This is a genomic window from Bradyrhizobium sp. McL0615, assembly GCF_049993905.1.
Lineage (GTDB): Bacteria > Pseudomonadota > Alphaproteobacteria > Rhizobiales > Xanthobacteraceae > Bradyrhizobium.
In genome coordinates this window covers 2,661,879-2,686,041 of sequence record NZ_CP188254.1, presented here as the reverse complement: position 1 = coordinate 2,686,041, position 24,163 = coordinate 2,661,879, and the positions used below count along the sequence as shown (strand labels likewise).

Below are 24,163 nucleotides of genomic sequence, written 5' to 3'. Positions count from 1 at the left end.
AAAACACGATGCGCAGGATTTTTGCGGGCGTTGTGACGCTGCTCGGAGCGGCCGGAATTTCTTCAACGGCCGAGGCGCAAACCCTGAAAATGATGAAGTCGCTCGACGCGCCGCATTACGACGGCCAGCGCACGACATGGTCGCCCAGCTCAGATATCGTCAACATGTTCCAGGACACGCTGGTCGCCATGGACTGGGACGGCAAGACGCCGATCCCCTACCTCGCCAAGTCCTGGACCATCAGCGAGGACGGCAAGACCTATGTCTTCAAGCTGCGCGACGACGTGCAGTTCTGCAGCGGCAAGAAGTTCACCGCCGCCGACGTGCTCTATTCCTTCAAGCGTCTCACCAGCCCCGAGCTCAAGGCGCCGCTGGCCTGGCGCGCCGGCAACATCAAGGAATTGCGGGCGCCTGATCCCTATACCGTCGAATATGAACTTAATGAGCCGTTTTCCGATCTCCTGATTCAGCTCACGATGTTCACCACTGCCATCCACAATCAGGAGAGCGTGGAACAACTCGGCAAGGACTACGGCATCAAGGGGATCGACGGCACCGGGCCGTGGTGCTTCGAGAGCTGGCAGCCGCGCACCGAAATCGTGCTGAAGCGCCACGACGCCTACAAATGGGGCCCGTCGATGTACCAGAACAAGGGCCCGGTGAAATTTGAGAAGCTCAGTATCAAGATCGTGCCGGAGGATTCCAGCCGCGTTGCGGCCATGCTCGGCGGACAGTTCGACGTCACGCACCAGATCCCGATAGCGTTCATCCAGCAGGTCAAGGCCGCGCCGAATTTGAACGTTCAGGAAGCCCTGCCCAATTTCCAGCTGATGTACTACGGCTACAAGACGACGCGGCCCATGGTCTCGGACGTCCGCGTGCGCGAGGCGATGAACATCGCGATCAATCGCGCCGAGATCGTCAGGGGCATCATGCTGGGCAACGCCGACCCCGCCTACACCTTCATCGATCCCAAGGCGCTGGATTTTGCGGAATCGACCAAGGGCATCATCAAGGAGGACGCCGAACGTGCCAAGAAGCTGCTGGACGATGCTGGCTGGAAAGTCGGTAGCGACGGCATCCGCGAGAAGGACGGCATGAAGCTCGCGCCCCGCGTGCTGTATACCCAGGTCGCCTATTTCCCGCGCGTCTCCGAGGCGATCCAGGGCTACATGCGCAAGATCGGCATCGACTGGAAGATCATAGGCTTCGACTCCACCATCGCGCCGGCCGAGATGGCCAAGCAGGATTACGAATTGTGGACGGTGACGTTCCCCTACATCTCCGCGGGCGACCTGCTCAATTTCTATTTCGATTCGAAAAATATGCCGGCGCCCAACCGCATGAACTGGAATGACGCAAAGACCGACGAGTATCTGAAGATGGGCCGCGCCTCGCTGACGGAAGCCGATCGCGCCAAATACTACGCATTGGCGCAGCAGCGCGTCACCGAGGAGCATCTGTGGATGCCGGTCATGAACATCGCGATGTATACGACCAGTCTCAAGAAGCTGAAGGGCGTCAGGCCGCACATGCTCTATCAGAACACCTTCTACAAAGGCCTGGATTACTCGTTCTGATGGACAATCTTCTCGAGGTTCGCGGGTTGAAGACCCATTTCGCGACGGACCGCGGCCTGTTCCGCGCCGTCGACGGCATCAGCTTCAGCGTTCCCCGGGGACGCACGATCGGCCTTGTCGGCGAGTCCGGCTGCGGCAAGAGCGTGACGTCGCTCTCGGTGATGGGGCTGGTGCCGAGCCCGCCGGGCAAGGTCGAGGCCGACGCGGTGCTGTTCGGCAATCGCGACGTGCTGCGGCTTTCCGCCGACGAGCGCCGCAGGCTGCGCGGCAGCAAGATGTCGATGATCTTCCAGGAGCCGATGACCTCGCTCAATCCGGTCCACACCGTCGGCCAGCAGATCGTCGAGGCGATCCTGGCCCATACCGCGATGTCGCCGCGCGCCGCGAGAGCGCGCGCGATCGAAATGCTTGAGCTGGTGCGGATCCCCTCTCCGGCGCAGCGGATCGACGACTTCCCGCACAACATGTCGGGCGGCATGCGCCAGCGCGTGATGATCGCGATGGCGCTATCCTGCGAGCCGGCGCTGTTGATCGCTGACGAACCGACCACCGCTCTCGACGTCACCATCCAGGCCCAGATCCTCGACCTCCTGAGCGACCTTCAGCAGCGGCTTGGCATGGCGATCCTGATCATCACGCACGATCTCGGCGTCATCGCCGAGGTCGCCGATCAGGTGCTGGTGATGTATGCCGGCCGCATTGTCGAGAGCGCGGACGTCAACGACCTGTTCGCTGATCCGCAGCATCCCTATACGATCGGCCTGCTCGGCTCGATCCCCCGCATCGACGTCGATCGCGAACGCCTCGCCACCATCGAGGGCACGGTGCCCAGCCCCAACAACCAGCCGGCGGGTTGCCGTTTTGCGCCGCGCTGCCCGTTCGCGGACCGGCGCTGCCGGCTTGACCCGCCGCCATTGCGCGATATCGCGCCCGGCCATCAAGTGGCGTGCTGGAAGGCGCCGGTCGAGGTGGCGTCATGAGCGATTTCAGGAGCGATGTGCCGGTCCTGCAGGTGGATGGCCTGGTGAAGCATTTTGCCGTCAGTCGCGGCCTTGTTCGCCGCAAGATCGTCGGCCTTGTGCGGGCCGTCGAGGATGTGACTTTTGAGATCGCCCGCGGCGAGACGCTGGCGCTGGTCGGCGAATCCGGCTGCGGCAAGTCGACCACAGGACGCCTGATCCTGCGCCTGATGGACCCGACGTCAGGTTCGGTGCGCTTCAAGGGCAAGGAGATCGCCAATCTCGACAAGGGCGAGCTGCGCCGGATGCGCCGGCACATGCAGATCATTTTTCAGGATCCATACGCCTCGCTCAATCCGCGCATGACCGTCAGCGAAATCCTGGACGAACCGCTGCGGGTCCACGAGATCGGTGACGTCGCGTCACGCGCCGCGCGCGGGCGTGAGCTGCTGGAAATCGTCGGCCTGTCGCCCGAACATGCCAGGCGCTATCCGCACCAGTTCTCGGGCGGGCAGCGCCAGCGCATCGGCATCGCCCGTGCGCTGGCCGTCAATCCCGATCTGATCGTCTGCGACGAGCCGGTGTCGGCGCTTGACGTCTCGATCCAGGCGCAGATCGTCAACCTCCTGCAGAATCTGCAGCAGCGTTTTGGGCTCTCCTATCTGTTCATCGCCCATGACCTTGCCGTGGTGAAGCACATCAGCGACCGCGTCGCGGTGATGTATTTGGGCAAGCTGGTCGAGATCGCAGACAAGAAGACGCTCTATGACCGCCCGCTGCACCCCTATACCCAGGCCCTGCTGGCGGCGATCCCCAAACCCGATCCGAGCTTGCGCACCAAGCGCGTGATGCTGCAGGGCGACGTGCCGAGCCCGTTCAAGCCGCCGACCGGCTGCCGCTTCCACACCCGCTGCCCGCACGCGCAGCCACGCTGTTCCGCCGAGGAGCCAAAACTGCGCGAAGCAGCGCCGGGCCATCGTGTGGCCTGCCATTTCTTCGAGACGCTGCCCATCCCCACCATCCTCGCGCGGGCGGGCATGGCTGACGGCAAATTCGCCGAGCGGCTGGCGGCGTTCGAGGCTGCCAAGCAGGCGCGGATTTCAGCCTGAGCCAAAGCGGGATGGGCCGGTGCAAGGGGTCCGGACTCAAAACTACGAAAACAACCCCATGCACAGTAGACAAGTACTTGATTTATAGACGGTCACGGCGCGGCCGAGCCGACCCCATCCCGCCGTTTCCACACCCACGAATGTCATCACCCGCGAAGGCGGGTGATCCAGTATCCCAGAGACGTTAGCGATAGAACCGAAAGCACCCGGCGTACTGGATCCCCCGCCTTCTGTTTAGCCCGGACAGATCACTGACGGGTGTTCGGAGACATAGCTGACACATCAAAACTGGCTGGATTGGTCCGAATCGGGAGGCCGTCCATGCCGTGGAACGAGGTGTCAGTAATGGATCAGCAACGCGAGTTTGTGCGACTTGCTTTGCAGGAAGGTGCGAACCGCCGGGAACTCTGCCGACGGTTCGGGATCAGTCCTGATGTGGGCTACAAATGGCTGCGGCGGTGGCGGGCCGGCGATCGGGAGCTTTTGGATCGGTCCCGTCGTCCGAAGCGGATGCCCAAGCGCAGCGAGGCGGCCGTGGAGGCGCGGGTCGTAGCGGTGCGGGACAAGCATCCTGCTTGGGGAGCCCGCAAGATCGCCCATTGCCTGAAGCGGGATGGGCAGATTGTACCAGTACCGTCCACGGTGCATCGGATCTTGTGCCGGAACGAGCGGATCAAGCCGAGCGAGAATGCGCTGCCTAATCCAGGCCATCGCTTCGAGAAGGAAGCTCCCAATCAGTTGTGGCAGATGGACTTCAAGGGCCACATGCCACTCGCCAACGGAACACGATGTCACCCGCTGACGGTGATCGACGATCACTCGCGCTACGTCCCGTGCCTGAAGGCATGTGCGAACGAGCAGCGTCCCACGGTGCTGGAACATCTGACAGCCACGTTCCGCCGCTATGGCCTGCCGGAGGCTTTCTATATCGATAATGGCTCGCCTTGGGGCGATACGTCCGGCGCCCGCTGGACCAGGCTGAAGGTGTGGCTGCTCAAGCTCGGCATCAGGGTGGTGCACGCCAGACCGTGCCATCCGCAGGGCCGCGGCAAGAACGAGCGCTTCCATCGCACGCTTAACGCAGAGGTGTTTGCCATGCGTTCCTTCCGCAACCTGCCTGAAGTCCAGCGCGCCCTCGACGCCTGGCGCATGGTCTACAATCTGGAGCGACCTCACCAAGGCCTTGATATGAACGTCCCTGCAGACCGCTTTCAGCCGAGCTTGCGCGTTATGCCGGCGCGCATTCCGAAGGTCCAATACGACGTCGGTGAGACGGTTCGGACCGTCTCGTCGACCCGCAGCTATATCTCTTTCAAGGGTCAGTTCTGGAGAGTTCCGCAGGCCTTTGTTGGCGAGCGTCTCGCTATCCGACCGCTCGATCGCGACGGCAACTACGGTATCTTCTTTGCCAGCTGGCAAGTCGCATTGATCGACTTGACCAATGGCCAACCTGTCAGTGATGTTTCCGAACAGGTGTCAGCCATGTCTCCGGGCTAAACACTTCGCGGGGGATGACAGCGGAGAGTGAGGAGCTCTCTTCTAGCCGGCGTGCTCGATGGCCCGGATGGCGCCGCGCAATTCGGCCAATCCCCGCAGCCGGCCGATCGCGGTGTAGCCGGGATTGGTGCGTTTGGTCTCCGCGAGATCGTCGAGCGTGCGATGGCCGTGATCGGGGCGGAACACGATCTGGTCGCGCGATGAACGCTTGCTGTTCTCGGCAAGCAGCGCCTTGAGCACCGCAATCATGTCGACGTCGCCATCGAGATGGTCGGACTCGAAGAACGAAAGGCCGTCGCCTTCCCGCCTGGTTGCGCGCAGATGAGCGAAGCCGATGCGCGGTGCGAACCGCTTTGCCATGGCGGGCAGATCGTTTTCCGCGCGCACACCGAGCGATCCGGTGCAGAAGCAGATGCCGTTCGCCTTCGAGGGCACGGCATCGAACAGCGCCTGATAGTCTTCCGCGGAGGATGCAATGCGCGGCAGACCGAACAGAGGCCGCGGCGGGTCGTCCGGATGCAGCGTCAGCGTCACGCCGAGGGCTTCGGCGACCGGCGTCACGCGTGCGAGGAACTCGCTGAGGTGCCGGCGCAGCACCGCGGAATCGATGCCGCGATATTGCTGCAAACGGTCGCGGAATTGCGGGATCGTCAGCGGATCGGTCGTGGAGCCCGGCAGCGCGCTGGCAATGTTGGTGACGAGGACGTCGATATCGGCCTGCGTCATCCGCGAATGGACCTCCCTGGCGCGACGCCTCGCTCCTTCCGAATATTCGGCCGGCGCCTCGGGGCGCTCCAGAATATGCAGATCGAACGCCGCAAAACGCTCCTGATCGAAGCGCATCGCCTTGGCGCCGTTCGGCAGTTCCCATTCGAGATCGGTGCGACACCAGTCCACGACCGGCATGAAATTATAGCAGATGATCTTGATGCCGGACGCGGCGACGGCCTCGAGGCTCGCGATCCAGGCCTCGATCGAGCGTGTCGCCTTGCCTCCGAGCCGCTTGACATCGTCGGGGATCGGAATCGATTCCACCACCGACCAAACGAGCGGCGAGCGGCCGGGCTGGCTGTGCTCGATCAGGTTCTTGCGTTCCTCGACAGCAGTGCGCGTCCAGGCCTCGCCGATCGGCACCTGATGCAGCGCCGTCACCACGTCGGTCGCGCCGGCCTGGCGGATATCGTCGAGCGACACGGGATCATTGGGCCCGTACCACCGCCATCCCTGCAACATCATGGGCGCTCTCCTGAAGTCTGAATTGCAATCAAGCCGTCAGCACGACCTTGACGCTTTGCGAGCGGTCGAGCGCCAGCCGCACCGCGTCGGGTGCGACCGAAAGCGGGCGTTGGGCCGTCACCAGCGAAAGCACGTCGACGCTGCCATCGGCGATCAACTCGACGGCAGTGAAGAATTCCGTGCCGAAGCGGAACGAGCCTCTAAGATCGATCTCCTTAGCCATGACAGAATTCGCCGGCACCGGAATCTGCCCGCCCGGCAAATTGCCGACCTGGACCACGACGCCCCCGCGCCGGACGGCGCCGATCGCGCTGGCGAGGCCAGCAGCCGTGCCCGAGACTTCAAACGCGACATCGAATGGGCGCGCAGCAGCCTCAGCCTTCAGTGCCTCGTCGCCACCGGAGATATCGACGACATGATTGGCACCAAGCTTTGTGGCGAACGCCAGCGGCGCCGCCGCGATGTCAACGACGGTGGTCTCCGCGATCCCCGCGCGCTGCGCCGCCAGCATGGTCAGCAAGCCGATCGGACCGGCGCCGAACAGCACGGCGCGCTTGCCGGTGACATCGCCGGCGCGGGCCACCGCATGCAGGCACACCGCGAGCGGTTCGGCGAGCGCCGCTGCCTGATAGGTCACGTGATCGGGAATCTTCACGCATTGCGCCGGGATGGCATCGAAGTAGGATGCAAAGCCGCCCTGCATATGCGGAGTCTTCGAAGCCGAACCCATGAAGAAGATGTTCTCGCACAGGTTCGGCCGGTTCTCGCGGCACGGCTTGCAATGGCCGCACCAGCGCGACGGATTGAGAGCGACGCGGTCGCCAACCTTCACGTCGGGCGCGGAGCCAGCGATCTCGACGACTTCGCCCGCGATCTCGTGGCCGAGCACCAGCGGCGTGGTTACGACGAAATCGCCGGTGCGGGCGTGGCGATAGTAATGCATGTCGGAGCCGCAAATGCCGCCGGCGCCGAAACGAATCCGCACCATGCCCGACGCAAGCGGATCGAGCGGCCGCTCGACCATACGCAGATCTTCCGGGCCGAACAGCGTTGCGGCCAAAGCCATCGATGTCATTTTGAGAGTCCCATGTATTTAGGCAGCCAGAGAGTCAATTCCGGGATGTAGGTGATGGCGACGAGCGCCAGCAGCAGCGGTACCAGCCACGGCAGGATCGCCATCGTGGTGCGCTCGACCGACAATTTCGCCACGCGGGCGAGCACGAACAGCACCATGCCGAGCGGCGGGTGCAACAGGCCGATCATCAGGTTCAGCGTCATGATCAGGCCGAAATGAATGGGATCGATGCCCAGCTTCAGAACGATCGGCAGCAGGATCGGCACCAGGATAGTAATCGCGGCGATGGTGTCGATGAAGCAGCCGACGAACAGGATCAGGATGTTGGCGAGCAGCAGGAACACCCATTTGTTATGGGTAATCCCCAGCATCACGTCGGTCAGGGTCTGGGCCGCCTGCGACACCGTCAGCAGCCACGCGAAGATCGAAGCTGCGGTCACGATGAACAATACCGAGGCCGTGGTCTCGATGGTGTCGAAAGTCGCTTTCGCCACCGTCTGCAGCGTCATCGAGCGATAACGCACCAGCCCCAGAAACAGCGACCAGATCACCGCGGCGACAGCGGCTTCCGTCGGCGTGAACCAGCCCAGCGTCATGCCGCCGATCAGGATCACCGGCGCCATCAGCGCCATCACGGCGGAGAAATCGAAATACCAGTCGAGCGCCAGCAGCGCCGCGAGACCGATCCCGACCGCCATGTTCACCGACATCCCGCTGATGACCAGGAGCCAGACCACCATCGGGAAAGCCAGCACGATGAAGATCTCGAGGCCGGCCGATCCGAGCTGCGCCCATGAGAACGGCGAGTCACTGCCCCAGCCGTTCTTGTGCGCGAAATAGGCCACCGTCGCCATCATGAACAGGGTCATGACCACGCCGGGAATCACGCCGCCGAGAAACAGCGCACCGATCGAGACGTTGGCCATCATGCCGTAGATCACAAACGGCAGCGATGGCGGAATGATCGGGCCGAGCGTTGCGGATGCCGCCGTCACGCCGACGGAGAACTCGGTCGAATAGCCGTGATCCTTCATCGCCTTGATTTCGATGGTGCCGAGCCCCGCGGCATCCGCAATCGCGGTGCCGGACATGCCCGAAAAAATCACCGAGCCGATGATATTGACATGGCCGAGGCCACCGCGCATCCAGCCCACCAGCGCGACCGCGAATTTGTAGATACGCCCCGTGACACCGGCGATGTTCATGAGATTGCCGGCCAGAATGAAGAACGGCACGGCCAGCAGCGGAAAACTCTCGACGCCCGCGATCATGCGCTGCGCCAGCGTCACGTCGGGCGTGATGCCGGAGACGAGAATATAAACGAGCGACGAGACCGCCATGGCCAGCGCGACCGGCAGGCCGAGCAGCATCAGCAGCAGAAATCCCCCAAGCAGCAGCAGCATCCCCCTACCCTTCCGTTCCGTCGAATGCGCCGGGGCGCTCCAGGATGGAGTAGCCCCGCCGCCAGTTCTCGACCGCGATCTGGATCGAGCGCACAAACATCAGCACGAAGCCGAGCAGCACGGCGTAATAGACAAAACCTTTTTGAAACTTGATCGTTGTCATCCGCTCGTCACCGATGATCTGGATGAACTGCCAGACCAGCTTGATCGCATATCCGAAGAACGCGATCCGGATCAGGTCGATCACGGTCGACAGCGCACGCGCCGGCAGATGCGGCAGGTAGCGGAAGATCAGGTCGACCTGGATGTGCCGCGACAGCCGTACGCACATCGCCGAACCGATGAAGACCACGCCGATCAGGCAGTAGGTCGCGATCTCCTCGGTCCAGGCGTAACTATCGTTGAGGACATAGCGGGTGAAGAACTGCAGGAAAACGCACAGCGCCATGATCCAGAAGATCGCGAGCGCGAGCCAGTCCTCGGGCGCATATTGGCTCAGATCCGCGCCCTTGGGGACCTCGTCCTCGAAGGTGTGGGCGATCTCGTCCGCCGTGATTTGCTTGTGAACTTCGACCGTCGACATGCACCCTCCCCGAACAGGCATTTAAGAAGCTGCGTCCGTGCTGCCGCTAAAATCGCGACAGACACGGACGAAAGCCCAACCGTTTATTTCACCGCCTGGATGCGTTCCCAGTCGGCCTTGCGGTAGTCGAAGCTCTCGAAGCTGACATTCTTGAGCACGGTATCGCGGAACTCGTCCTTGTTGATCTCGGTCACCGTCAGGCCCTTCTGCTTGAAGAAATCGACCAGCTTGGCTTCGTTGATCTTGATCTCGGCGGTCGCCTTGGCGGCGGCTTCCTGCGCGACGTCGGTGAAGATCTTGCGGTCTTCCTCGGACAGCTTCTTCCAGAGCGCGCCGGACATCACGGTATTGAGATGATCCACGATGTGGCCGGTCAGCACGATATACTTCTGCACCTCGTAGAACTTCTTGGCCTCGATGGTGGTGAGCGGATTTTCCTGGGCCTCCACGGTGCCGTTCTGCAGGGCGAGGTAGACCTCGGCAAACGCGATCGGCGCGGTATTGGCGCCACAGGCGCGCGGCATCGCGAGATAGGCCGGCACATCGGGCACGCGAATCTTGAGGCCCTTCATGTCGGCGCAGGTCTTGATCGGCTTGTTCGACGAGGTGTGACGCACGCCGTAGTAAGTCACCGCCAGGATGCGATGGCCAGTCTTGTCCTCGTAGCCCTTCGTCAACTCCTTGAAGACGTCGCTCTTGGTATAGGCGAGGAGATGGTCGGCATCGCGGAAGGTGTAGGGATAGTAGGTCACGCCGATCGGCGGAAAGCTCTTGGCTGCAAAGCTCGAGCCCGAGATGATCATATCGACCGAGCCGAGCGAAAGCCCCTGGTTGATATCGGTTTCCTTGCCGAGCTGCGATGCTGGATAGACGTCGATCGCATAGCGCCCATTGGTGCGCTTGCCGATTTCGCCGGCGGCCCAGACGGAAGCGGTATGGAACGGCTCGGACGTTTCGTAGACGTGGGCCCATTTGAGTTTGGTCTGCGCCATGCCCGACGTGGTCGCGGCCAACAGCGCAGCAGACGCCGCAAATGCAATCGTCAATTTCTTGAACACGTGAATTCCTCCCTTGCTACAATTTGCTTTTGTTACCCAACCGGCCCGGCATTGCGTCGGACCGTTCGAATTCTTGGTCGTTTTCTCGGTCGTTCAACCGCTCCTTGCGCGAACGCGGGAGGCGGACGAAGCTTCCGTCCCGAAATTTTGCGCAAAGCGGGCCTGCGAACGCGCCAGGTGCTCGCGCATCGTCACGCGGGCCGCGTCGGGATCGCGCGCGACAATGGCATCGCGGATCGCGCGGTGCTCGGCCAGTGCCGAGCTCCAGGATTGCGGGTTCTCGAAATAGTGCGCGAGCTTGGCGAAGTAGGGATTGAGCCGCTGGTCAAACAACTCGCCGACCACACGGACCAGCACGGCGTTGTCGAGGCACCCGGCGACAGCGACATGAAACGCGCGGTCATGGACCATCGAGGCTTCGCCGGGATGCTGCACGGTAGCCATCGCTTCCAGCGACGCATCGATGCGCGCAATGTCTTCGGAGGTCGCGACCCCAGCCGCCTGTTCGGCGATGGCGCCTTCGAGGAATTCGCGCGCGCGGAGCAACTCGAACGGGCCTTCGATCTCGGCCGCCGCCGGCAAAAGCGGCGCCAGCGCCGCCGGCTCGCTGACGTAAATTCCGGAGCCGACGCGAATCCGAACCCGGCCCTCGACTTCGAGCGCGATCAGCGCTTCGCGCACGGTCGGCCGCGATACCTTCAACTGCTCGGCAAGATCGCGCTCGGTCGGAAGCCGGCTGCCCACGCGGTATTCGCCGCTGTCGATCAAGGCGCGGAGCTGATCGGCAACCTGGCGATAAAGACGTCGCGCTTCCACGGCTTCGAGCGGCACGCTCGGCTCTCCCTGACGATCCCCTTACGTGATCGATTTTTCTTGCTTTGATCGGGTCAAGGCCAATAAATCGGCAATATTGGCCTTACCAATTGACCAAGGATTGATAGATCGAGCCTCCCATGTCAAGCGAAACGCCGAAAAATCATGTTTCCGGACCAAAAGAGGGCGATTTCCGCCTCTCGAATGCCAGCCTTGATCGGCTTCCCGGCCATATCAGGCGTCCGGCGTATGACCGCTCGGCCGTAACGCCAGGCATCGTTCACCTCGGAATTGGCGCCTTCCACCGGGCACACCAGGCCGTAGTGATCGACGACCTGCTCGCGGGTGGCGCGACGGACTGGGGAATTATCGGGGCCAGCCTGCGCAGTCCGGACACGCGCGACGCCCTCGCGCCGCAGGATTGCCTTTACACCCTGGCCGTTCGTTCCGGTGCGGGCACCGATCACCGGATCATCGGCTCGGTTCTCGCATGCGAAGTTGCCAACGAGAAACCCGCCCCTTTGATCGCGCGGCTCACCCATCCGGACACACGCATCGTCTCGCTGACGGTCACCGAGAAGGGCTATTGCCACACGCCGCAAACCGGCGACCTGGACGAGCATCATCCCGACATCGTTCATGACCTGCAAAATCCGGGCACACCGCGTTCGGCCATCGGATTTCTCGTCGCCGCGCTGGCGCGCCGGCGGATTGCGGGTGCTGCCCCCTTCACCGTTCTGTCCTGCGACAATCTCTCCGCCAATGGCCATACGGTAGGGCGGATCGTGACGCAGTTCGCCGCTTTGCGATCGCGCAATCTCGCCAAATGGATCGAAGCCGAGGTGGCCTTCCCTTCCACCATGGTGGACCGGATCGTGCCAGAAACCACCGACCTCGACCGGGCAGAGATTTCGTCCGCGCTCGGCATGACCGACGCGTGGCCGGTGGTGACGGAGCCCTTCACACAATGGATCGTCGAAGATCGCTTTCCGGCCGGAAGGCCGGATTTCGCGGCTGCAGGCGTGCAAATGGTTTCGGATGTGACGCCGTTCGAGCACATGAAACTGCGGCTGCTCAACGCCAGTCACTCGGCGCTGGCCTATCTCGGCTATCTCGCCGGCCATGAGACCATCGCCTCCACCATGACTGACGTTCGCTTCGCAGTGCTTGCACGACAAATCATGCACGACGCGGCGCCGACGCTAACGATGCCTGAGGGCACCGATATTGCCGCCTATGGCGCGTCGCTGCTGCAGCGCTTTTCTAATCCCGCCCTGCATCACCGCACCTGGCAGATCGCGATGGACGGTTCGCAGAAACTGCCGCAGCGGCTGCTTGCCACCATTCAGGACCGGCTGCGGCTGGGCCTTTCGATCGACATGCATGCGCTCGCGGTCGCGGGCTGGATGCGCTACGTCACCGCAAAGGACGAACAGGGACGCGCCATAGATGTGCGCGATCCGCTTGCCAGGGAACTGTTTGAGATTGCCGAGCGCGCCGGCCCATATGCGGAGCGCCTTGCTCCCGCACTGCTAGAGGTGCACTCGATTTTCGGCGCGTTGGGTGCCGATCCCCGCATGCGCAGCGCCGTCACCGGGGCGCTCTCAAAACTTTATGCCCTGGGTGCACGGCAGACGGTGCAGACGTTCCAGCCAGCATGATTGGCAGGTCAGCCGGTGGCGCCACACCGCGACCGCCGTTTATTTCGGAAATTTAGGACAACAACGTCCTGGTGAGCTGGTGGTCGGGATCGGCGAGCCCGTCGATGACATCGAAATGATGCCGGCCAGGTTCCTCGATGACGCAGGTTTTCGCGCCGATCCCGGTCCAGACGTTGGCGAGGAGCGCGTTCTGGCGGACGAATTCCGGGCGCTCGACGCTGCCCACCCAGCACGTAACCCGCGCATCCGGCATCGGCTCAAGCAATGCGGGGCTTTCCACGCGTGCCTCGGCCTGGTCGATCCGCAACTCCGTATTCATGGCGGTCTTCATCAGCGGACGAAGGTCATGGAGGCCGGAAATGGAGACGGTGTGGCTGATGCGCGCCCGGACATCGTCCGGGAGCGGCGACGTCGCCGAAATCATGCGTGTCACCAGATGCCCGCCGGCCGAATGGCCGGTCAGAAAAAGCGGGCCCTCGACCATCGCGGCGGCGCGCGCGACGGCCGCCGCAATTTCGCGCGTGATCTCGGAGATGCGCACGCTCGGGCACAGCGTGTAGGACGGCATCGCCACTGCATAGCCGCTTTCAACCGATCCACGCGCGAGATGCGACCAAAAGCTCTTGTCGAGCGCCTTCCAGAATCCACCATGGACGAAGACGACCAGGCCCTTTGGCCGGCCTTCCGGCGCAAAGAGATCGAAGCGGTTTCGCGCGCCCTCGCCATAGCTGATATCGAGCGTCGCGCGACCGCTTGATCGAAGTGCGTCGCGATAGGCCTGCGCGGGCTGCACCCACGCCGCCGGCCAGCGTTCGCCGCCCGGAATGTTCGGAGCGTTCGCATAGGCGTCGCTCCAGTCGGAAATCTGATGAAAAATCACGAGGTTCGCTTCCATTCGATTCTGTGGGCCGAGCGGATGTCCGATCGATGCCCGCAGGCAATCAGCGTACACCGAGAAGCGCACCTCCCGCCATAAATTTTAAGCTTGAAATAATCGATGTCCGCGCGAATAATTCCAGGGGGCCGGACCAGGGAAAGACATGACCGATTTCACGCGAACGAAATCCCGGTTCGCCATCCCGGATGGCGTGATCTATCTGGACGGCAATTCGCTCGGTCCCCTGCCCGTTGCAGCCGCCAATCGCGTCGGCCGCATGATATCGGAGGAATGGGGCAAGCACCTCATCAAGGGCTGGAACGTCGCCGGGTGGATGACACAACCACGACGCATCGGCGACCGCATCGGGCGGTTGATCGGCGCGGCCGACGGGACGGTGGTGGTCGGCGATACGCTGTCCATCAAAGTCTACCAGGCGCTGGCTTCTGCGCTCGAACTCAATCCGTCGCGGCGCGTGGTCTTGTCGGACACCGGCAACTTTCCTTCCGATCTCTACGTCGCCAGCGGCCTGATTGAATCGCTCGACCGTGGCTACGAATTGAAGGTCGTGGCCCCCGAAGACGTCGAAGCCGCCATCGACGAGACGATCGCGGTTCTGATGCTGACCGAGGTCGACTATCGCACCGGCCGGCTGCACGACATGCGCGCGCTGACACGCAAGGCGCACGCCGCCGGCGCGCTGACGGTCTGGGATCTGGCGCATTCCGCGGGTGCGATTCCGGTCGACCTGGAAGGTACTGAGGCCGATTTCGCCGTCGGCTGCACCTACAAATATCTCAATGCCGGTCCTGGCGCGCCGGCCTTCATCTATGTGGCGCCGAAGCACGCCGATACAGCGCGGCCGGCGCTTTCCGGCTGGATGGGCCATGACGCGCCCTTTGCCTTTGACCTCGACTATCGGGCCGGGCCCGGCATCGAGCGAATGCGGGTCGGTACGCCCCCGATCATTGCGATGGCCGCGCTCGACGCCGCCCTCGACGTCTGGGACGACGTCAGCATCACCGACGTGCGCCATGCATCGATCGCGCTCGCCGACCTGTTCATCCGCGAAGTCGAAGCACGCTGTCCCAAGCTGACGCTGGCTTCGCCGCGGGACGGAGAGCAGCGCGGCAGCCAGGTTTCGTTTCGTCACCCGGATGGCTACGCGATCATGCAGGCGCTGATCGCGCGCGACGTGATCGGCGACTTCCGCGCGCCGGACATGATGCGCTTCGGCTTCACGCCGCTCTACATCGGAGAAGGGGAGGTTCACGCTGCAGTCGAAATCCTCGCCGACGTCCTGACCAATCGCCGCTGGGATAGCGCGGAATACCGCAAGAAGGCGCTCGTGACATGACCGGCAAGCCCGACGACGTCTCGCGCGAAGGAGCCCAGATGTCGTTCGACGGGCGCATGTCCTACAGCGATTATCTGCATTTGGAACGCCTGCTGGACGCGCAGGAGCCGCTCTCGGACGCGCATGACGAACTGCTGTTCATTATCCAGCACCAGACTTCCGAACTCTGGATGAAGCTCGCCATCCACGAACTCCGTTCCGCCATCAAGGCGATCCATCACGACCAGTTGCAGCCCGCCTTCAAGATGCTGTCGCGCATCGCCCGGATCTTCGAGCAGCTCAATACCGCCTGGGACGTGTTGCGGACGATGACGCCCAGCGAGTACACCGAGTTTCGCGATCAGCTCGGGCAGTCCTCGGGTTTCCAGTCATACCAGTACCGCGCGATCGAGTTTCTCGCCGGCAATCGCAATCTGGCGCTGCTTGGCCCGCACGCCCACCGCCCCGACATCACCGCAAAGCTCGAGGAAATTCTCGCTGAGCCGGGCCTCTATGACGAGGCGCTGCTGCTCCTGGCGCGCAATGGTTTTGACATCGGCGACGACGCACGCCGAACCGACTGGCGCGTCAAGCGCACGCCAAACGACGAGGTTCTGGCGGCCTGGAAGACCGTCTATGCGTCGCCGGCGAAACACTGGATGCTCTACGAGCTTGCGGAAAAGCTGGTTGATTTCGAAGACTATTTCCGCCGCTGGCGCTTCAACCACGTCACGACAGTCGAGCGGATCATCGGCCTGAAGCGCGGAACCGGCGGTACGTCGGGCGTCTCCTACTTGCGCAAGATGCTCGAGGTCGAACTTTTTCCGGAACTGTGGAAGCTGAGAACAGAGCTCTAGTCCCGAAAGGCGGGCTTCAGCGCGGCACCACGGCGGTAGCTTCGATCTCGACGCGCGCCGCCGTCTCGACCAGGCGCACCACCTGCACCAGCGCCATCGCCGGATAATGCGCGCCAAAAATCTCGCGATAGACGCGGCCGAGCTCTTTCAGGCTCGCGAGATATTCCTCGATGTCGACGACATACCAGGTCAGGCGCACGAGATGCTCAGGGCCGGCGCCGCCCTCGGCGAGGATAGCGGCAATGTTGCTCAGCGTCTGGCGCACCTGCGCAACAAAATCGGGTTCCAGATGCCCTTGCGTATCCCAGCCGATCACGCCGCCGGTCACCACAAGCCGGCCGTCGGCCGCCATGCCGTTGGCATAGCCTTTCGGCATCGGCCAGCCGCTCGGCTGCAGCACTTGCGGGCCCGACGCCGAGGTGTCGGTCTTGGGGTTAGGCACCACACTCAGCGTGGGGCCTTTGGGCGCGGTCACCGGCATTCTCCATCAGGTTTAAGCGTTATTCCGCGGCGATGCTCGGCAACGCCGGGCCGCCCGCAGCCATCTGCCTCAGCGCAAAGCGCCTCAGCTTGCCGGTTTCGGTCTTCGGCAGTTGCGCGACATATTCGATCGCACGCGGATATTTGTACGGCGCAATGGCCTGTTTGACGTGATCCTGCAACGCCTGCGTCAGCGCGGCATCGCCCTTGGCGCCACCCGTCAGAACGACATAGGCCTTGACGATCATGCCGCGCGCCTCGTCGGGGGCGCCAACCACGCCGCATTCGGCGACGACAGGATGCGACAGCAGCGCGGCTTCGACCTCAGGGCCTGCGATGTTGTAGCCGGAAGACACGATCATGTCGTCCGAGCGGGCGACAAAGGACAGCCGGCCGGTCGCATCGCGAACGAACGAATCGCCCGTCAGGTTCCAGCCATCGCGCACATAGTTCGATTGCCTCTTGTCGGCGAGATAGCGGCATCCGGTCGGCCCGCGCACCGCAAGCTTGCCGACGGTGCCATCAGGCAATTCGTTCATGTCGTCGTCGACGACCTTTGCCTCATAACCGGAAACCGGCAGCCCTGTCGTCCCGGCGACGGCGTCACCGACGCGGTTGGTGATGAAGATGTGCAGCAGCTCGGTCGAGCCGATGCCGTCGAGAATGGTCTTGCCGGTCTTGCGGGTCCAGTTTTCGAACACCGGCGCGGGCAAGGTTTCGCCGGCGGATACCGCGATCCGCAGTGACGACAGATCGGCTCCCTTGTCCATCGCGGCCATCATCGCGCGATACGCGGTCGGCGAGGTGAAGCAGATCGTTGCCTTGTAGGTCTCGATGATCTTGACCATTTCGGGCGGCGACGCGTTTTCCAACAATGTTGCGGTCGCACCGAACCGCAACGGGAAGATCGCGAGCCCGCCGAGCCCGAACGTAAAGGCCAGCGGCGGGGAACCTACGAAAACGTCGTCCTCGGTGACGTTGAGGACTTCCCTGGCGTAGCCGTCCGCCACGATCATGAGGTCGCGATGGAAATGCATCGTCGCCTTGGGTTCGCCCGTGGTGCCCGAGGTAAATCCCAGCAGGGCGACGTCGTCGCGTCCCGTCTTCACGGCGTCGAACTTCACGGGCTTGTTGAGCGCCACACGGTCAAGTTCGGCATCATGGTTGGACGTGCCGTCGAAATTCACGACCTGCTTGAGAAAGCGGCTGGTCTTTGCGCATGCGACCAGTTCGTCGGCGATGCGGCTGTCGGTCAGCGCCAGCGCAATCTCGGCCTTGTCGATAATCTTGCCGAGTTCGCCGGCGCGCAGCATCGGCATGGTGTTGACGACGACCGCGCCTGCCTTGGTGGCCGCGAGCCATGCCGCGACCAGCGCCGGATTGTTGCCGGAACGGATCAGGACGCGGTTGCCGGGCTTGACGCCGTAGTTCTCCACCAGCGCGTGCGCGAGGCGGTTGGACCAGTCGGCCAGTTCCTTGTAGGTGCGCTGGCGGCCGTTGCCGATCAGCGCGATCCGATCGCCCCAGCCTCTTTCGACGATACGGTCGGTCAGTTCGACCGCGGCATTGAGATATTCCGGGTATTGAAACTCCGGCCGGTCGAGCAGCAGGTCCGGCCATTGGTCGGACGAAGGCAGGTTTTGCCGCGCAAAGTCGTCGACATGGCCTGACGGGCCAAGAGGTTGGCTGGGAGTTCTACCTGACATTTTCATCTCCCCTCGCTTTCCAGCAATGAAAGGCTCGAGATCAATATCGAGGACGCCCGGCAACGCCGTCTCGCAAATCATTTTAGGCTTAAAACAATTTTTCGCAAGTGCGGAATCATGGGGAATCACACCTCCCTGCCGCCGAAACTAGCCTGACGGCGGCAGGCCAAGGGAACCTGTCAGGCTGCGCGGTAGGCCGGCGCCGCGGCCAGGAAGCGGCCATAGGCCGCGGCATCGGGCGGGGTAAATTTCTCCACCAGCGGGTTCGACCGGCGCCCGGACACGCCGATATCCGACATCAACTCGTCAAAATGCTTGAAATGGTAGGGCGCGACGCACAGCCCGCCATAGACGCCAGCCGCCGGACGCTCGACCCGCTTGAAATGCAGCATCATCTCGATGTTGTCCTGCATTTCCCTGGGCGTCGGCTGACGGGCGAGCTGGCCATCGGCGTAGCGCACCAGCCAGTTCGCCGCGAGGTCGGCGCACAGCACCGTGCAGAAGCTGGAATTGAAACCGACGAATCCCATCTCGGGCAGGTCCGGATTGGCGATCAGCCGATATAGCCGGTACTGCCCGTCGGGCTCGACCAGTCTGTCGCGGTACGCCTGCGGCAGGAACGGCACCCCCAGTTTGTAGCCGATCGCGAGCACGGCGACGTCGGCCTGGACGCGCTGCCCGCCGGTCATCACAATGGAATTGCCGTCGTAGCGATCGAAGCTGCCTCTGATAGCCTTAATGCGGCCATCGGCGACCATCGGAAAGAATCCTGGCGTGGCGATCGGCACAGCACAATTGATGCCACCCTCGATCCGCTCTTTCGGCACCATGTCGCATTTGCCGAGCTTGAGCTGAACTTTCAGCAGGCTCTCCAGCCCGCGCCAGTTGGCCCAGACCAACGGCTTTGCGACCGCATGCGCGAACCGCGACATCGCGCCGATGCCCCAGCTTCGGAACATCTCCTCCTGCGCGCGGATGTAGAGAATGCGTTTGAAATTGACCAGGCCGCCGATGAAATAGGGAATCCGCCACACCGGCTCGCGGTACACCAGCGTGACTTCGGCCGCGCCGGAATTGACCGCATTGACTGCAATGTCCGTCGCCGACTTCGAACCGCCGAGCACGACGATTCTGCGGCCTTTGGCGATGACAGGATCGTTGTACTGTGAGGAGTGCAGGATGCGGCCGCCCTGCGCCTTGAAGGATTCCTCGCCCGGTAGAGTGAGCGTCTGGGGCTCGTTGAACTGCCCGGTACAAACAGCGACGAAATCAAAATCCTCGTGACGGATACCGCCATCCGGCCCCCGCACCTCGAGCCGCCAGCCGGGCGCGGAATCGGGCCGACGATCCATCTGCACCACGGAAGTGTTGAAGCTGATGGCGCCGAGGAGATTATTGTCCTTGGCGTACTCGATGAGATAGGCGTGGACCTGGGGTCCCTTCGGCCATTCCGGATAGGAATCCGGCATCGCCTTGTCGGTGTAACGATAGAGATCCTTCGGGCTTTGCGTTTGCACCTCGGGATAGGACCGCGCCGGCTCCCAGACCCCGCCGAGATCGCCGCTACGCTCGATGATCGTGATCCGATGTCCGCGTGCGGCGAAGGCCTTTGCGGCTGCAAGCCCCGATACACCGGCGCCAATGATGCAAACCTGTTTTTGCCTGACCATGACAATTCTCCAGCAGGGATCGGCCCCAGAACCGAGGGCTCAACGCGTTGTGATTTCCGGCACAGTTGCTCGGCGGTTGCGGCGCTATTCGTTGGCCTCGGGCGGCAAGAAATCCACCTCGTGCTGCGCCGAGATCCGAACCACTTCCGCTGGGTCCGTCAGATTGTGGAGCTGGTTGAACAGCGCTTCGAGCTTCTGCATCGGCGACACCCAGAACAGCGCGCGCGCCGGCTTGTCGGATTTATTGAAGTAGCCATGCGGAATGCCGCGCGGCAGGCGAACCAGATCGCCGGCCTTGGCCTGCACCCAGACGCCGTCGAGCTTGAGATCCAGTACACCTTCCTGCACCAGGATGAACTCATCCTGCGTTGGATGAATGTGCACCGGCACGAACTGGCCGGGCTCGCTGTTGGTCTCGAAGGCAAAGGTGGAATCGGTCACGGCCTTGGGGAAGTAGACCTGACCGAGAATATTCCAGCTCTTGCCGCCGTAGCCCGTGCCATTCGTGGTGATGCCTTTCTCGAGTGCTGCCATGGTCGCCTGCTCCTCTGTCGCGGTTGGTGGTTCTTGGTGTCGAACGCGTTCGCGCAGGCTGCGGCCCGGCGGCCCGACCGTCTAGCCAGAAAACGAATCCGTCGGCCGCGGACAGAAATTTTTCCGATTGTTGCGGCGCGAAAAGACGGCTCTTGCCTCCGGATCAGGCAGGCGAACGCCAACAAATCGCCTTTCCAATAGCGGACTTCGCCGATATTATAGGCTTCAAATAAATGCAAAGGACCGGGCCGTGGCGAGGGCTACCAGCGTTCCCCAGCATGACCCCGCCGTCCGGCTGGCGGCGTTCAACCGCGTATCGACCGACAGCGTCGATGCTGCCGCCGATGCGGTCGGCCGCATCTTCTGCCCGCATGAATTGAAGCCCACCGCGCGATCGTCTCCTGAATTCTTCGCGCTCCATAACTGCGCGGTCTTTGGCGGCTTCTCTGTCAACTACGTCGCTTATGGCGGATCGGTGTCGATCGACCCCGGTTGTCTCGAGCGTTTCTTCCTGCTGCAGATCCCCGTGCACGGTTCGTCGCGGATCCAAACGGCGGCGCGGGACGTCACAACCGCTCCCGGCGTCAGCGCTTCGCTGTTGTCGCCGACGATTCCCACGCGAATGACCTGGCAGGGCAATTGCGCCCAGCTCATTCTGCTGGTCGAGCGCCGCCTGCTGGAACAACGGGCCGCGGCGCTGTCTGGCCGGCCCACGGGCGCGGTCGAGTTCGAGCCCGCGATCGATCTCTCCTCCACAGGCGGCCGGACGCTTCAGTCGCAAATTCTGGAGCTCATCGAACTCGCCGAACGGCTCGGACCGCAACGGCCGCTTTCGCCGATGGCGGCGGCGAATGCACGCGAGACGCTGCTGGGCGCCTTCCTCCACGGCCAGCACCACAGCGCCAGCGATGCGATCGAGCGATTTGGCGGCCGGGCGGAAGCGCTGCCGCAGTCGTTGCGGCGGGCGCACGAATTCCTGTATGCGCATGCAGACGAGCCGCTCGATCTTGAGCAGCTTGCCACGGCCGCAGGCACGGGCATCCGCGCGCTGCAGCTCGGCTTCCAGCGGCATTTCGGAACCTCGATCTCGGAGATGCTGCGCGACATCCGGCTCGCGCATCTCAACGTCAGATTGGCCGCCGCCTCCCCTGACGACAGCATCACCGATATCGCATTCGAGCTTGGATTTACCCATCTCAGCCGGATGGCGAGCGCCTACCGCGCGAAGTTCGGGGAGAGGCCTTCGGCGACCTTGCGCGCGATGAACTAGCGCCAGCCTCAGCCCGTTCGCGCTTTCGCGGATTTCTGCGCCGACGCCTTGGTCTTGGCCAGCAGGCGCATCAGCTCACGGACGTCCTTTGGCGTCAGGTCGCCGAAGACATCGGCAATCCACAATTCGTGCTCCGCCGCCATCTTGCGAAATTCGGCGCGGCCGGCCTTGGTCAGGCGGATCACCTGCACGCGGCGGTCGGCATCCGACGTGCGGCGGTCGAGATGCCCGGACTCGACGAGGCGCTCGACCAGCCCGGTGACGTTGCCGTTCGAAACCATCATCCGCTTGGAGACATCCGACAGCGTCATGCCCTCCGGCACCTTGTCGAGCTGAGCCATCAGGTCGAACCGCGGCAGCGTGACGTCGAAGCGCTCGCGCAACCGGCTGCGCACCTCACCCTCGATCAGCGTCGTGCAGGTCAAGAGGCGAAGCCACAGCCTGAGTTCGTCGCCATGATGCTCCGGGAGTTCGACGGCCTTGGTCTCTGAATCGAGGATCATGATGCAAATATTGTCCGGCTTGGGCGTTCGGTGATCCGAACAGAGCGCAGGTCGCGGATCATTGCCCAGATTTCTTTAGGTTTCAAGTAATTGGCGCATGGCTTGCATGGATGCGTTGTGCTTGCAGGTGCCGTCACGGTCAGAATAAGCTGCAATCCGAGCATTTTGTGTGGCGTCAAGTTTTTCGGCCGCAGAGGCCGAACGGAGGATAATCATGAAGCCGTCGTTGAAGCTGAGCGGATTTGCCGTGTTGCTGGGTGTTGTCGCCACTCCGGCCGCCGCGCAGGAGAAGATCAAGGTCGGCATCATCGTGACGCTTTCGGGACCGGCTGCCGTGCTCGGCCAGCAGGCCCGCGACGGTTTTCAACTCGCGGTCAAGGACCTCGGCGGCAAGATGGCCGGCAAGGACGTCGAGGTCGTCGTCGTCGACGACGAACTCAAGCCCGATGGCGCCGTGACCAAGGCCAAGGGCCTGCTCGAACGTGAGAAGGTCGATTTCGTCGTTGGGCCGATTTTCTCCAACATCCTGCAAGCGATTCACCGGCCGGTGACCGAGAACAAGACGTTCCTGATCAGCCCGAACGCGGGGCCATCGAGCTACGCCGGCAAGGAATGCAGCCCGTTCTTCTACGTCACCTCCTACCAGAACGATCAGGTGCACGAGATCCTCGGCAAGGTCGCCCAGGACCGCGGCTACAAGCGCATGTATGTTCTGGTGCCGAACTATCAGGCCGGCAAGGATTCCGCGGCCGGATTCAAGCTCGACTACAAGGGCGAAATCGCCGAGGAAAGCTATACGCCGCTCGGCACGCTGGATTTCCAGGTCGAGCTGACCAAGATTTCCTCTTCCAAGGTCGATGCGCTGTTCACCTTCATGCCGGGCGGCATGGGCGTCGGCCTCGTCAAGCAGTACCGGCAGGCCGGCCTTGCCGACAAGATCCCGGTGCTGTCAGCCTTCACCGTCGATGAATCCACCCTGCCCGCGCAGCAGGATGCTGCCGTCGGCATGTTCGGCGGCGCCAACTGGGCGCCCGACATGGACAATCCGCAGAGCAAGAAGTTCGTCGCCAGCTACGAGGCCGCCTACAACAGCGTCCCCGGCACCTACGCCATGCAGGGATACGATACGGCCTTGCTGATCGACAGCGCGGTGAAGGCGGTCAAGGGCGACCTCAAGAACAAGGATGCGGTGTCGGCCGCGCTGAAAAAGGCCGAATTCACCTCGCTGCGCGGTGACTTCAAGTTCAACGTCAACGGCTATCCGATCCAGAATTTCTATCTGACCAAGGTCGCGAAGCGTCCGGACGGAAAATTCCAGACCGAGATCGTCGAAAAGGTGTTTTCGAACTATGGCGATCGCTACGCCAAGGATTGCACGGCAGGCAAATAATTAATTGAGAGGGAGCAACACCATGAAAACCGAAATCGCCGGCATCACCCGCGCCAATGAAGGCATGCAGGGAATCTCCTGGAACATCCTCGGCCAGACCTATGTGCCGAAACACGTCACCGAGCATTCCTTCTCATGGCATGCGACGTTCCCGCCCGAGACCTTCGTGCCGCCGCACATCCATCCCGACCAGGATGAATATCTCTACATCCTGGAGGGCCAGCTCGATTTCTTCCTCGACGGCGCCGAGACACAGGCCACGCCGGGCGATCTGGTGCGGCTGCCGATGGGCAAGCCGCACGGCATCTTCAACAAGTCCGGCCGCACGGCGAAGACGCTGTTCTGGGTCTCGCCGACGCGGCGGCTCTACGATCTGTTCTGGGCGATCCACAACATGAAGGAGCAGAAGCCGGACGCGGTGGTGGCGCTGGCCGCCGAGCACAACATCCACTTCCTGCCGCCGCCTCCGGGCGCGTGAGCAGCCGATCCTCATGGTGAGGAGGCGCTTCTTCAGCGCCGTCTCCGGACGATGCTTCGCATCGCCGGGCGAAACATGAGGCCTCGAT

Annotated in this window: 22 protein-coding genes; 10 read left to right on the top strand and 12 right to left on the bottom strand. The window is 62.8% G+C overall.

Annotated features, from left to right (window positions below; all coding sequences use genetic code 11):
- Positions 1–8: 8 nt before the first annotated feature.
- The 4 genes from ACPPVP_RS12875 (at position 9) to ACPPVP_RS12860 (ending at position 5,145) form a co-directional block, all read left to right on the top strand.
- Positions 9–1,580 (top strand): ABC transporter substrate-binding protein, encoded by a 1,572-nt coding sequence (locus ACPPVP_RS12875; RefSeq protein ID WP_426534695.1) that lies wholly within the window; start codon positions 9–11, stop codon positions 1,578–1,580.
- Positions 1,580–2,560, top strand: a complete 981-nt coding sequence (locus tag ACPPVP_RS12870; protein ID WP_426534693.1) for an ABC transporter ATP-binding protein — start codon at positions 1,580–1,582, stop codon at positions 2,558–2,560. The genes ACPPVP_RS12875 and ACPPVP_RS12870 overlap by 1 nt, the downstream gene beginning before the upstream one ends.
- Positions 2,557–3,648 carry an ABC transporter ATP-binding protein gene (locus tag ACPPVP_RS12865; protein WP_426534691.1) on the top strand — a complete coding sequence of 364 codons (1,092 nt, stop codon included), beginning with the start codon at positions 2,557–2,559 and terminating at the stop codon, positions 3,646–3,648. Before ACPPVP_RS12870 ends, ACPPVP_RS12865 begins: the two co-directional genes overlap by 4 nt.
- 321 nt (positions 3,649–3,969) lie before the next feature.
- The gene (locus ACPPVP_RS12860; RefSeq protein WP_426534689.1) at positions 3,970–5,145 is read left to right on the top strand and encodes an IS481 family transposase; all 1,176 of its coding nucleotides are present in this window, start codon (positions 3,970–3,972) and stop codon (positions 5,143–5,145) included.
- Positions 5,146–5,187: 42 nt separating this feature from the next.
- On the opposite strand, the gene uxuA is transcribed toward ACPPVP_RS12860, so the two are convergent.
- From uxuA to ACPPVP_RS12830, 6 genes are all read right to left on the bottom strand, one after another.
- Positions 5,188–6,378, bottom strand: a complete 1,191-nt coding sequence (gene uxuA, locus ACPPVP_RS12855; RefSeq protein ID WP_426537820.1) for a mannonate dehydratase — start codon at positions 6,376–6,378, stop codon at positions 5,188–5,190.
- 31 nt (positions 6,379–6,409) lie between these two features.
- A complete protein-coding gene (locus ACPPVP_RS12850; protein ID WP_426534687.1) occupies positions 6,410–7,456 on the bottom strand; it encodes an L-idonate 5-dehydrogenase in 1,047 nt (348 codons plus the stop codon).
- The gene (locus tag ACPPVP_RS12845) at positions 7,453–8,859 is read right to left on the bottom strand and encodes a TRAP transporter large permease (RefSeq protein ID WP_426534685.1); all 1,407 of its coding nucleotides are present in this window, start codon (positions 8,857–8,859) and stop codon (positions 7,453–7,455) included. The genes ACPPVP_RS12850 and ACPPVP_RS12845 overlap by 4 nt, the downstream gene beginning before the upstream one ends.
- A 4-nt stretch (positions 8,860–8,863) precedes the next feature.
- On the bottom strand, positions 8,864–9,442 hold the full coding sequence (locus ACPPVP_RS12840; protein WP_426534683.1) for a TRAP transporter small permease: 579 nt from the start codon (positions 9,440–9,442) through the stop codon (positions 8,864–8,866).
- 83 nt (positions 9,443–9,525) lie between these two features.
- Complete coding sequence (locus ACPPVP_RS12835) at positions 9,526–10,434, bottom strand: sialic acid TRAP transporter substrate-binding protein SiaP (protein ID WP_426537818.1); 909 nt, start codon at positions 10,432–10,434, stop codon at positions 9,526–9,528.
- 159 nt (positions 10,435–10,593) lie between these two features.
- Positions 10,594–11,331, bottom strand: coding sequence for a FadR/GntR family transcriptional regulator (locus ACPPVP_RS12830; protein ID WP_426534681.1), 738 nt, complete (start codon positions 11,329–11,331; stop codon positions 10,594–10,596).
- A gap of 122 nt (positions 11,332–11,453) precedes the next feature.
- Between ACPPVP_RS12830 and ACPPVP_RS12825 the strand changes: the two genes are divergently transcribed.
- On the top strand, positions 11,454–12,974 hold the full coding sequence (locus ACPPVP_RS12825; protein ID WP_426534679.1) for a mannitol dehydrogenase family protein: 1,521 nt from the start codon (positions 11,454–11,456) through the stop codon (positions 12,972–12,974).
- Between the two features lie 52 nt (positions 12,975–13,026).
- On the opposite strand, the gene ACPPVP_RS12820 is transcribed toward ACPPVP_RS12825, so the two are convergent.
- Complete coding sequence (locus ACPPVP_RS12820; RefSeq protein ID WP_426534677.1) at positions 13,027–13,854, bottom strand: alpha/beta hydrolase; 828 nt, start codon at positions 13,852–13,854, stop codon at positions 13,027–13,029.
- A gap of 160 nt (positions 13,855–14,014) precedes the next feature.
- Here ACPPVP_RS12820 and kynU point away from each other — a divergent pair, with 160 nt between their 5' ends.
- Together kynU and kynA are read left to right on the top strand one after the other, a co-directional pair.
- On the top strand, positions 14,015–15,208 hold the full coding sequence (gene kynU / locus ACPPVP_RS12815) for a kynureninase (RefSeq protein ID WP_426534675.1): 1,194 nt from the start codon (positions 14,015–14,017) through the stop codon (positions 15,206–15,208).
- A complete protein-coding gene (gene kynA, locus ACPPVP_RS12810) occupies positions 15,205–16,044 on the top strand; it encodes a tryptophan 2,3-dioxygenase (protein ID WP_426534673.1) in 840 nt (279 codons plus the stop codon). The genes kynU and kynA overlap by 4 nt, the downstream gene beginning before the upstream one ends.
- Positions 16,045–16,060: 16 nt before the next feature.
- Here kynA and ACPPVP_RS12805 read toward each other — a convergent pair whose 3' ends face one another.
- The 4 genes from ACPPVP_RS12805 to ACPPVP_RS12790 form a co-directional block, all read right to left on the bottom strand.
- Positions 16,061–16,525: a RidA family protein gene (locus tag ACPPVP_RS12805; RefSeq protein WP_426534671.1), complete on the bottom strand. Its 465-nt coding sequence runs from the start codon at positions 16,523–16,525 to the stop codon at positions 16,061–16,063.
- A 19-nt stretch (positions 16,526–16,544) separates the two neighbouring features.
- Positions 16,545–18,230 carry a benzoate-CoA ligase family protein gene (locus tag ACPPVP_RS12800; protein WP_426534669.1) on the bottom strand — a complete coding sequence of 562 codons (1,686 nt, stop codon included), beginning with the start codon at positions 18,228–18,230 and terminating at the stop codon, positions 16,545–16,547.
- Between the two features lie 179 nt (positions 18,231–18,409).
- Positions 18,410–19,900 carry a flavin-containing monooxygenase gene (locus ACPPVP_RS12795; protein ID WP_426534666.1) on the bottom strand — a complete coding sequence of 497 codons (1,491 nt, stop codon included), beginning with the start codon at positions 19,898–19,900 and terminating at the stop codon, positions 18,410–18,412.
- An 84-nt stretch (positions 19,901–19,984) separates the two neighbouring features.
- Positions 19,985–20,434: a cupin domain-containing protein gene (locus ACPPVP_RS12790; protein WP_426534665.1), complete on the bottom strand. Its 450-nt coding sequence runs from the start codon at positions 20,432–20,434 to the stop codon at positions 19,985–19,987.
- Between the two features lie 250 nt (positions 20,435–20,684).
- On the opposite strand from ACPPVP_RS12790, the gene ACPPVP_RS12785 reads away from it, so the two are divergent.
- Positions 20,685–21,704, top strand: a complete 1,020-nt coding sequence (locus ACPPVP_RS12785) for an AraC family transcriptional regulator (protein WP_426534663.1) — start codon at positions 20,685–20,687, stop codon at positions 21,702–21,704.
- Between the two features lie 8 nt (positions 21,705–21,712).
- Here the strand turns inward: ACPPVP_RS12785 and ACPPVP_RS12780 are convergent, their stop codons facing one another.
- Positions 21,713–22,207, bottom strand: coding sequence for a MarR family winged helix-turn-helix transcriptional regulator (locus ACPPVP_RS12780; RefSeq protein ID WP_212423895.1), 495 nt, complete (start codon positions 22,205–22,207; stop codon positions 21,713–21,715).
- 214 nt (positions 22,208–22,421) lie between these two features.
- Between ACPPVP_RS12780 and ACPPVP_RS12775 the strand changes: the two genes are divergently transcribed.
- Both ACPPVP_RS12775 and ACPPVP_RS12770 read left to right on the top strand, forming a co-directional pair.
- Positions 22,422–23,597, top strand: a complete 1,176-nt coding sequence (locus tag ACPPVP_RS12775) for an ABC transporter substrate-binding protein (RefSeq protein WP_426534661.1) — start codon at positions 22,422–22,424, stop codon at positions 23,595–23,597.
- 22 nt (positions 23,598–23,619) lie between these two features.
- Complete coding sequence (locus ACPPVP_RS12770) at positions 23,620–24,075, top strand: cupin domain-containing protein (protein ID WP_426534659.1); 456 nt, start codon at positions 23,620–23,622, stop codon at positions 24,073–24,075.
- Positions 24,076–24,163 lie beyond the last annotated feature (88 nt).

Coding starts and splice junctions, on each gene's coding strand:
- ACPPVP_RS12835 (WP_426537818.1), bottom strand. CDS start 10,434: ATGGCGCAGACCAAACTCAAATGGGCCCACGTCTACGAAACGTCCGAG.
- kynA (WP_426534673.1), top strand. CDS start 15,205: ATGACCGGCAAGCCCGACGACGTCTCGCGCGAAGGAGCCCAGATGTCG.
- ACPPVP_RS12770 (WP_426534659.1), top strand. CDS start 23,620: ATGAAAACCGAAATCGCCGGCATCACCCGCGCCAATGAAGGCATGCAG.
- ACPPVP_RS12775 (WP_426534661.1), top strand. CDS start 22,422: ATGAAGCCGTCGTTGAAGCTGAGCGGATTTGCCGTGTTGCTGGGTGTT.
- ACPPVP_RS12845 (WP_426534685.1), bottom strand. CDS start 8,859: ATGCTGCTGCTGCTTGGGGGATTTCTGCTGCTGATGCTGCTCGGCCTG.
- ACPPVP_RS12805 (WP_426534671.1), bottom strand. CDS start 16,525: ATGCCGGTGACCGCGCCCAAAGGCCCCACGCTGAGTGTGGTGCCTAAC.
- ACPPVP_RS12860 (WP_426534689.1), top strand. CDS start 3,970: ATGCCGTGGAACGAGGTGTCAGTAATGGATCAGCAACGCGAGTTTGTG.
- ACPPVP_RS12865 (WP_426534691.1), top strand. CDS start 2,557: ATGAGCGATTTCAGGAGCGATGTGCCGGTCCTGCAGGTGGATGGCCTG.
- ACPPVP_RS12850 (WP_426534687.1), bottom strand. CDS start 7,456: ATGACATCGATGGCTTTGGCCGCAACGCTGTTCGGCCCGGAAGATCTG.
- ACPPVP_RS12800 (WP_426534669.1), bottom strand. CDS start 18,230: ATGTCAGGTAGAACTCCCAGCCAACCTCTTGGCCCGTCAGGCCATGTC.
- ACPPVP_RS12795 (WP_426534666.1), bottom strand. CDS start 19,900: ATGGTCAGGCAAAAACAGGTTTGCATCATTGGCGCCGGTGTATCGGGG.
- uxuA (WP_426537820.1), bottom strand. CDS start 6,378: ATGTTGCAGGGATGGCGGTGGTACGGGCCCAATGATCCCGTGTCGCTC.
- kynU (WP_426534675.1), top strand. CDS start 14,015: ATGACCGATTTCACGCGAACGAAATCCCGGTTCGCCATCCCGGATGGC.
- ACPPVP_RS12875 (WP_426534695.1), top strand. CDS start 9: ATGCGCAGGATTTTTGCGGGCGTTGTGACGCTGCTCGGAGCGGCCGGA.
- ACPPVP_RS12825 (WP_426534679.1), top strand. CDS start 11,454: ATGTCAAGCGAAACGCCGAAAAATCATGTTTCCGGACCAAAAGAGGGC.
- ACPPVP_RS12790 (WP_426534665.1), bottom strand. CDS start 20,434: ATGGCAGCACTCGAGAAAGGCATCACCACGAATGGCACGGGCTACGGC.
- ACPPVP_RS12780 (WP_212423895.1), bottom strand. CDS start 22,207: ATGATCCTCGATTCAGAGACCAAGGCCGTCGAACTCCCGGAGCATCAT.
- ACPPVP_RS12840 (WP_426534683.1), bottom strand. CDS start 9,442: ATGTCGACGGTCGAAGTTCACAAGCAAATCACGGCGGACGAGATCGCC.
- ACPPVP_RS12870 (WP_426534693.1), top strand. CDS start 1,580: ATGGACAATCTTCTCGAGGTTCGCGGGTTGAAGACCCATTTCGCGACG.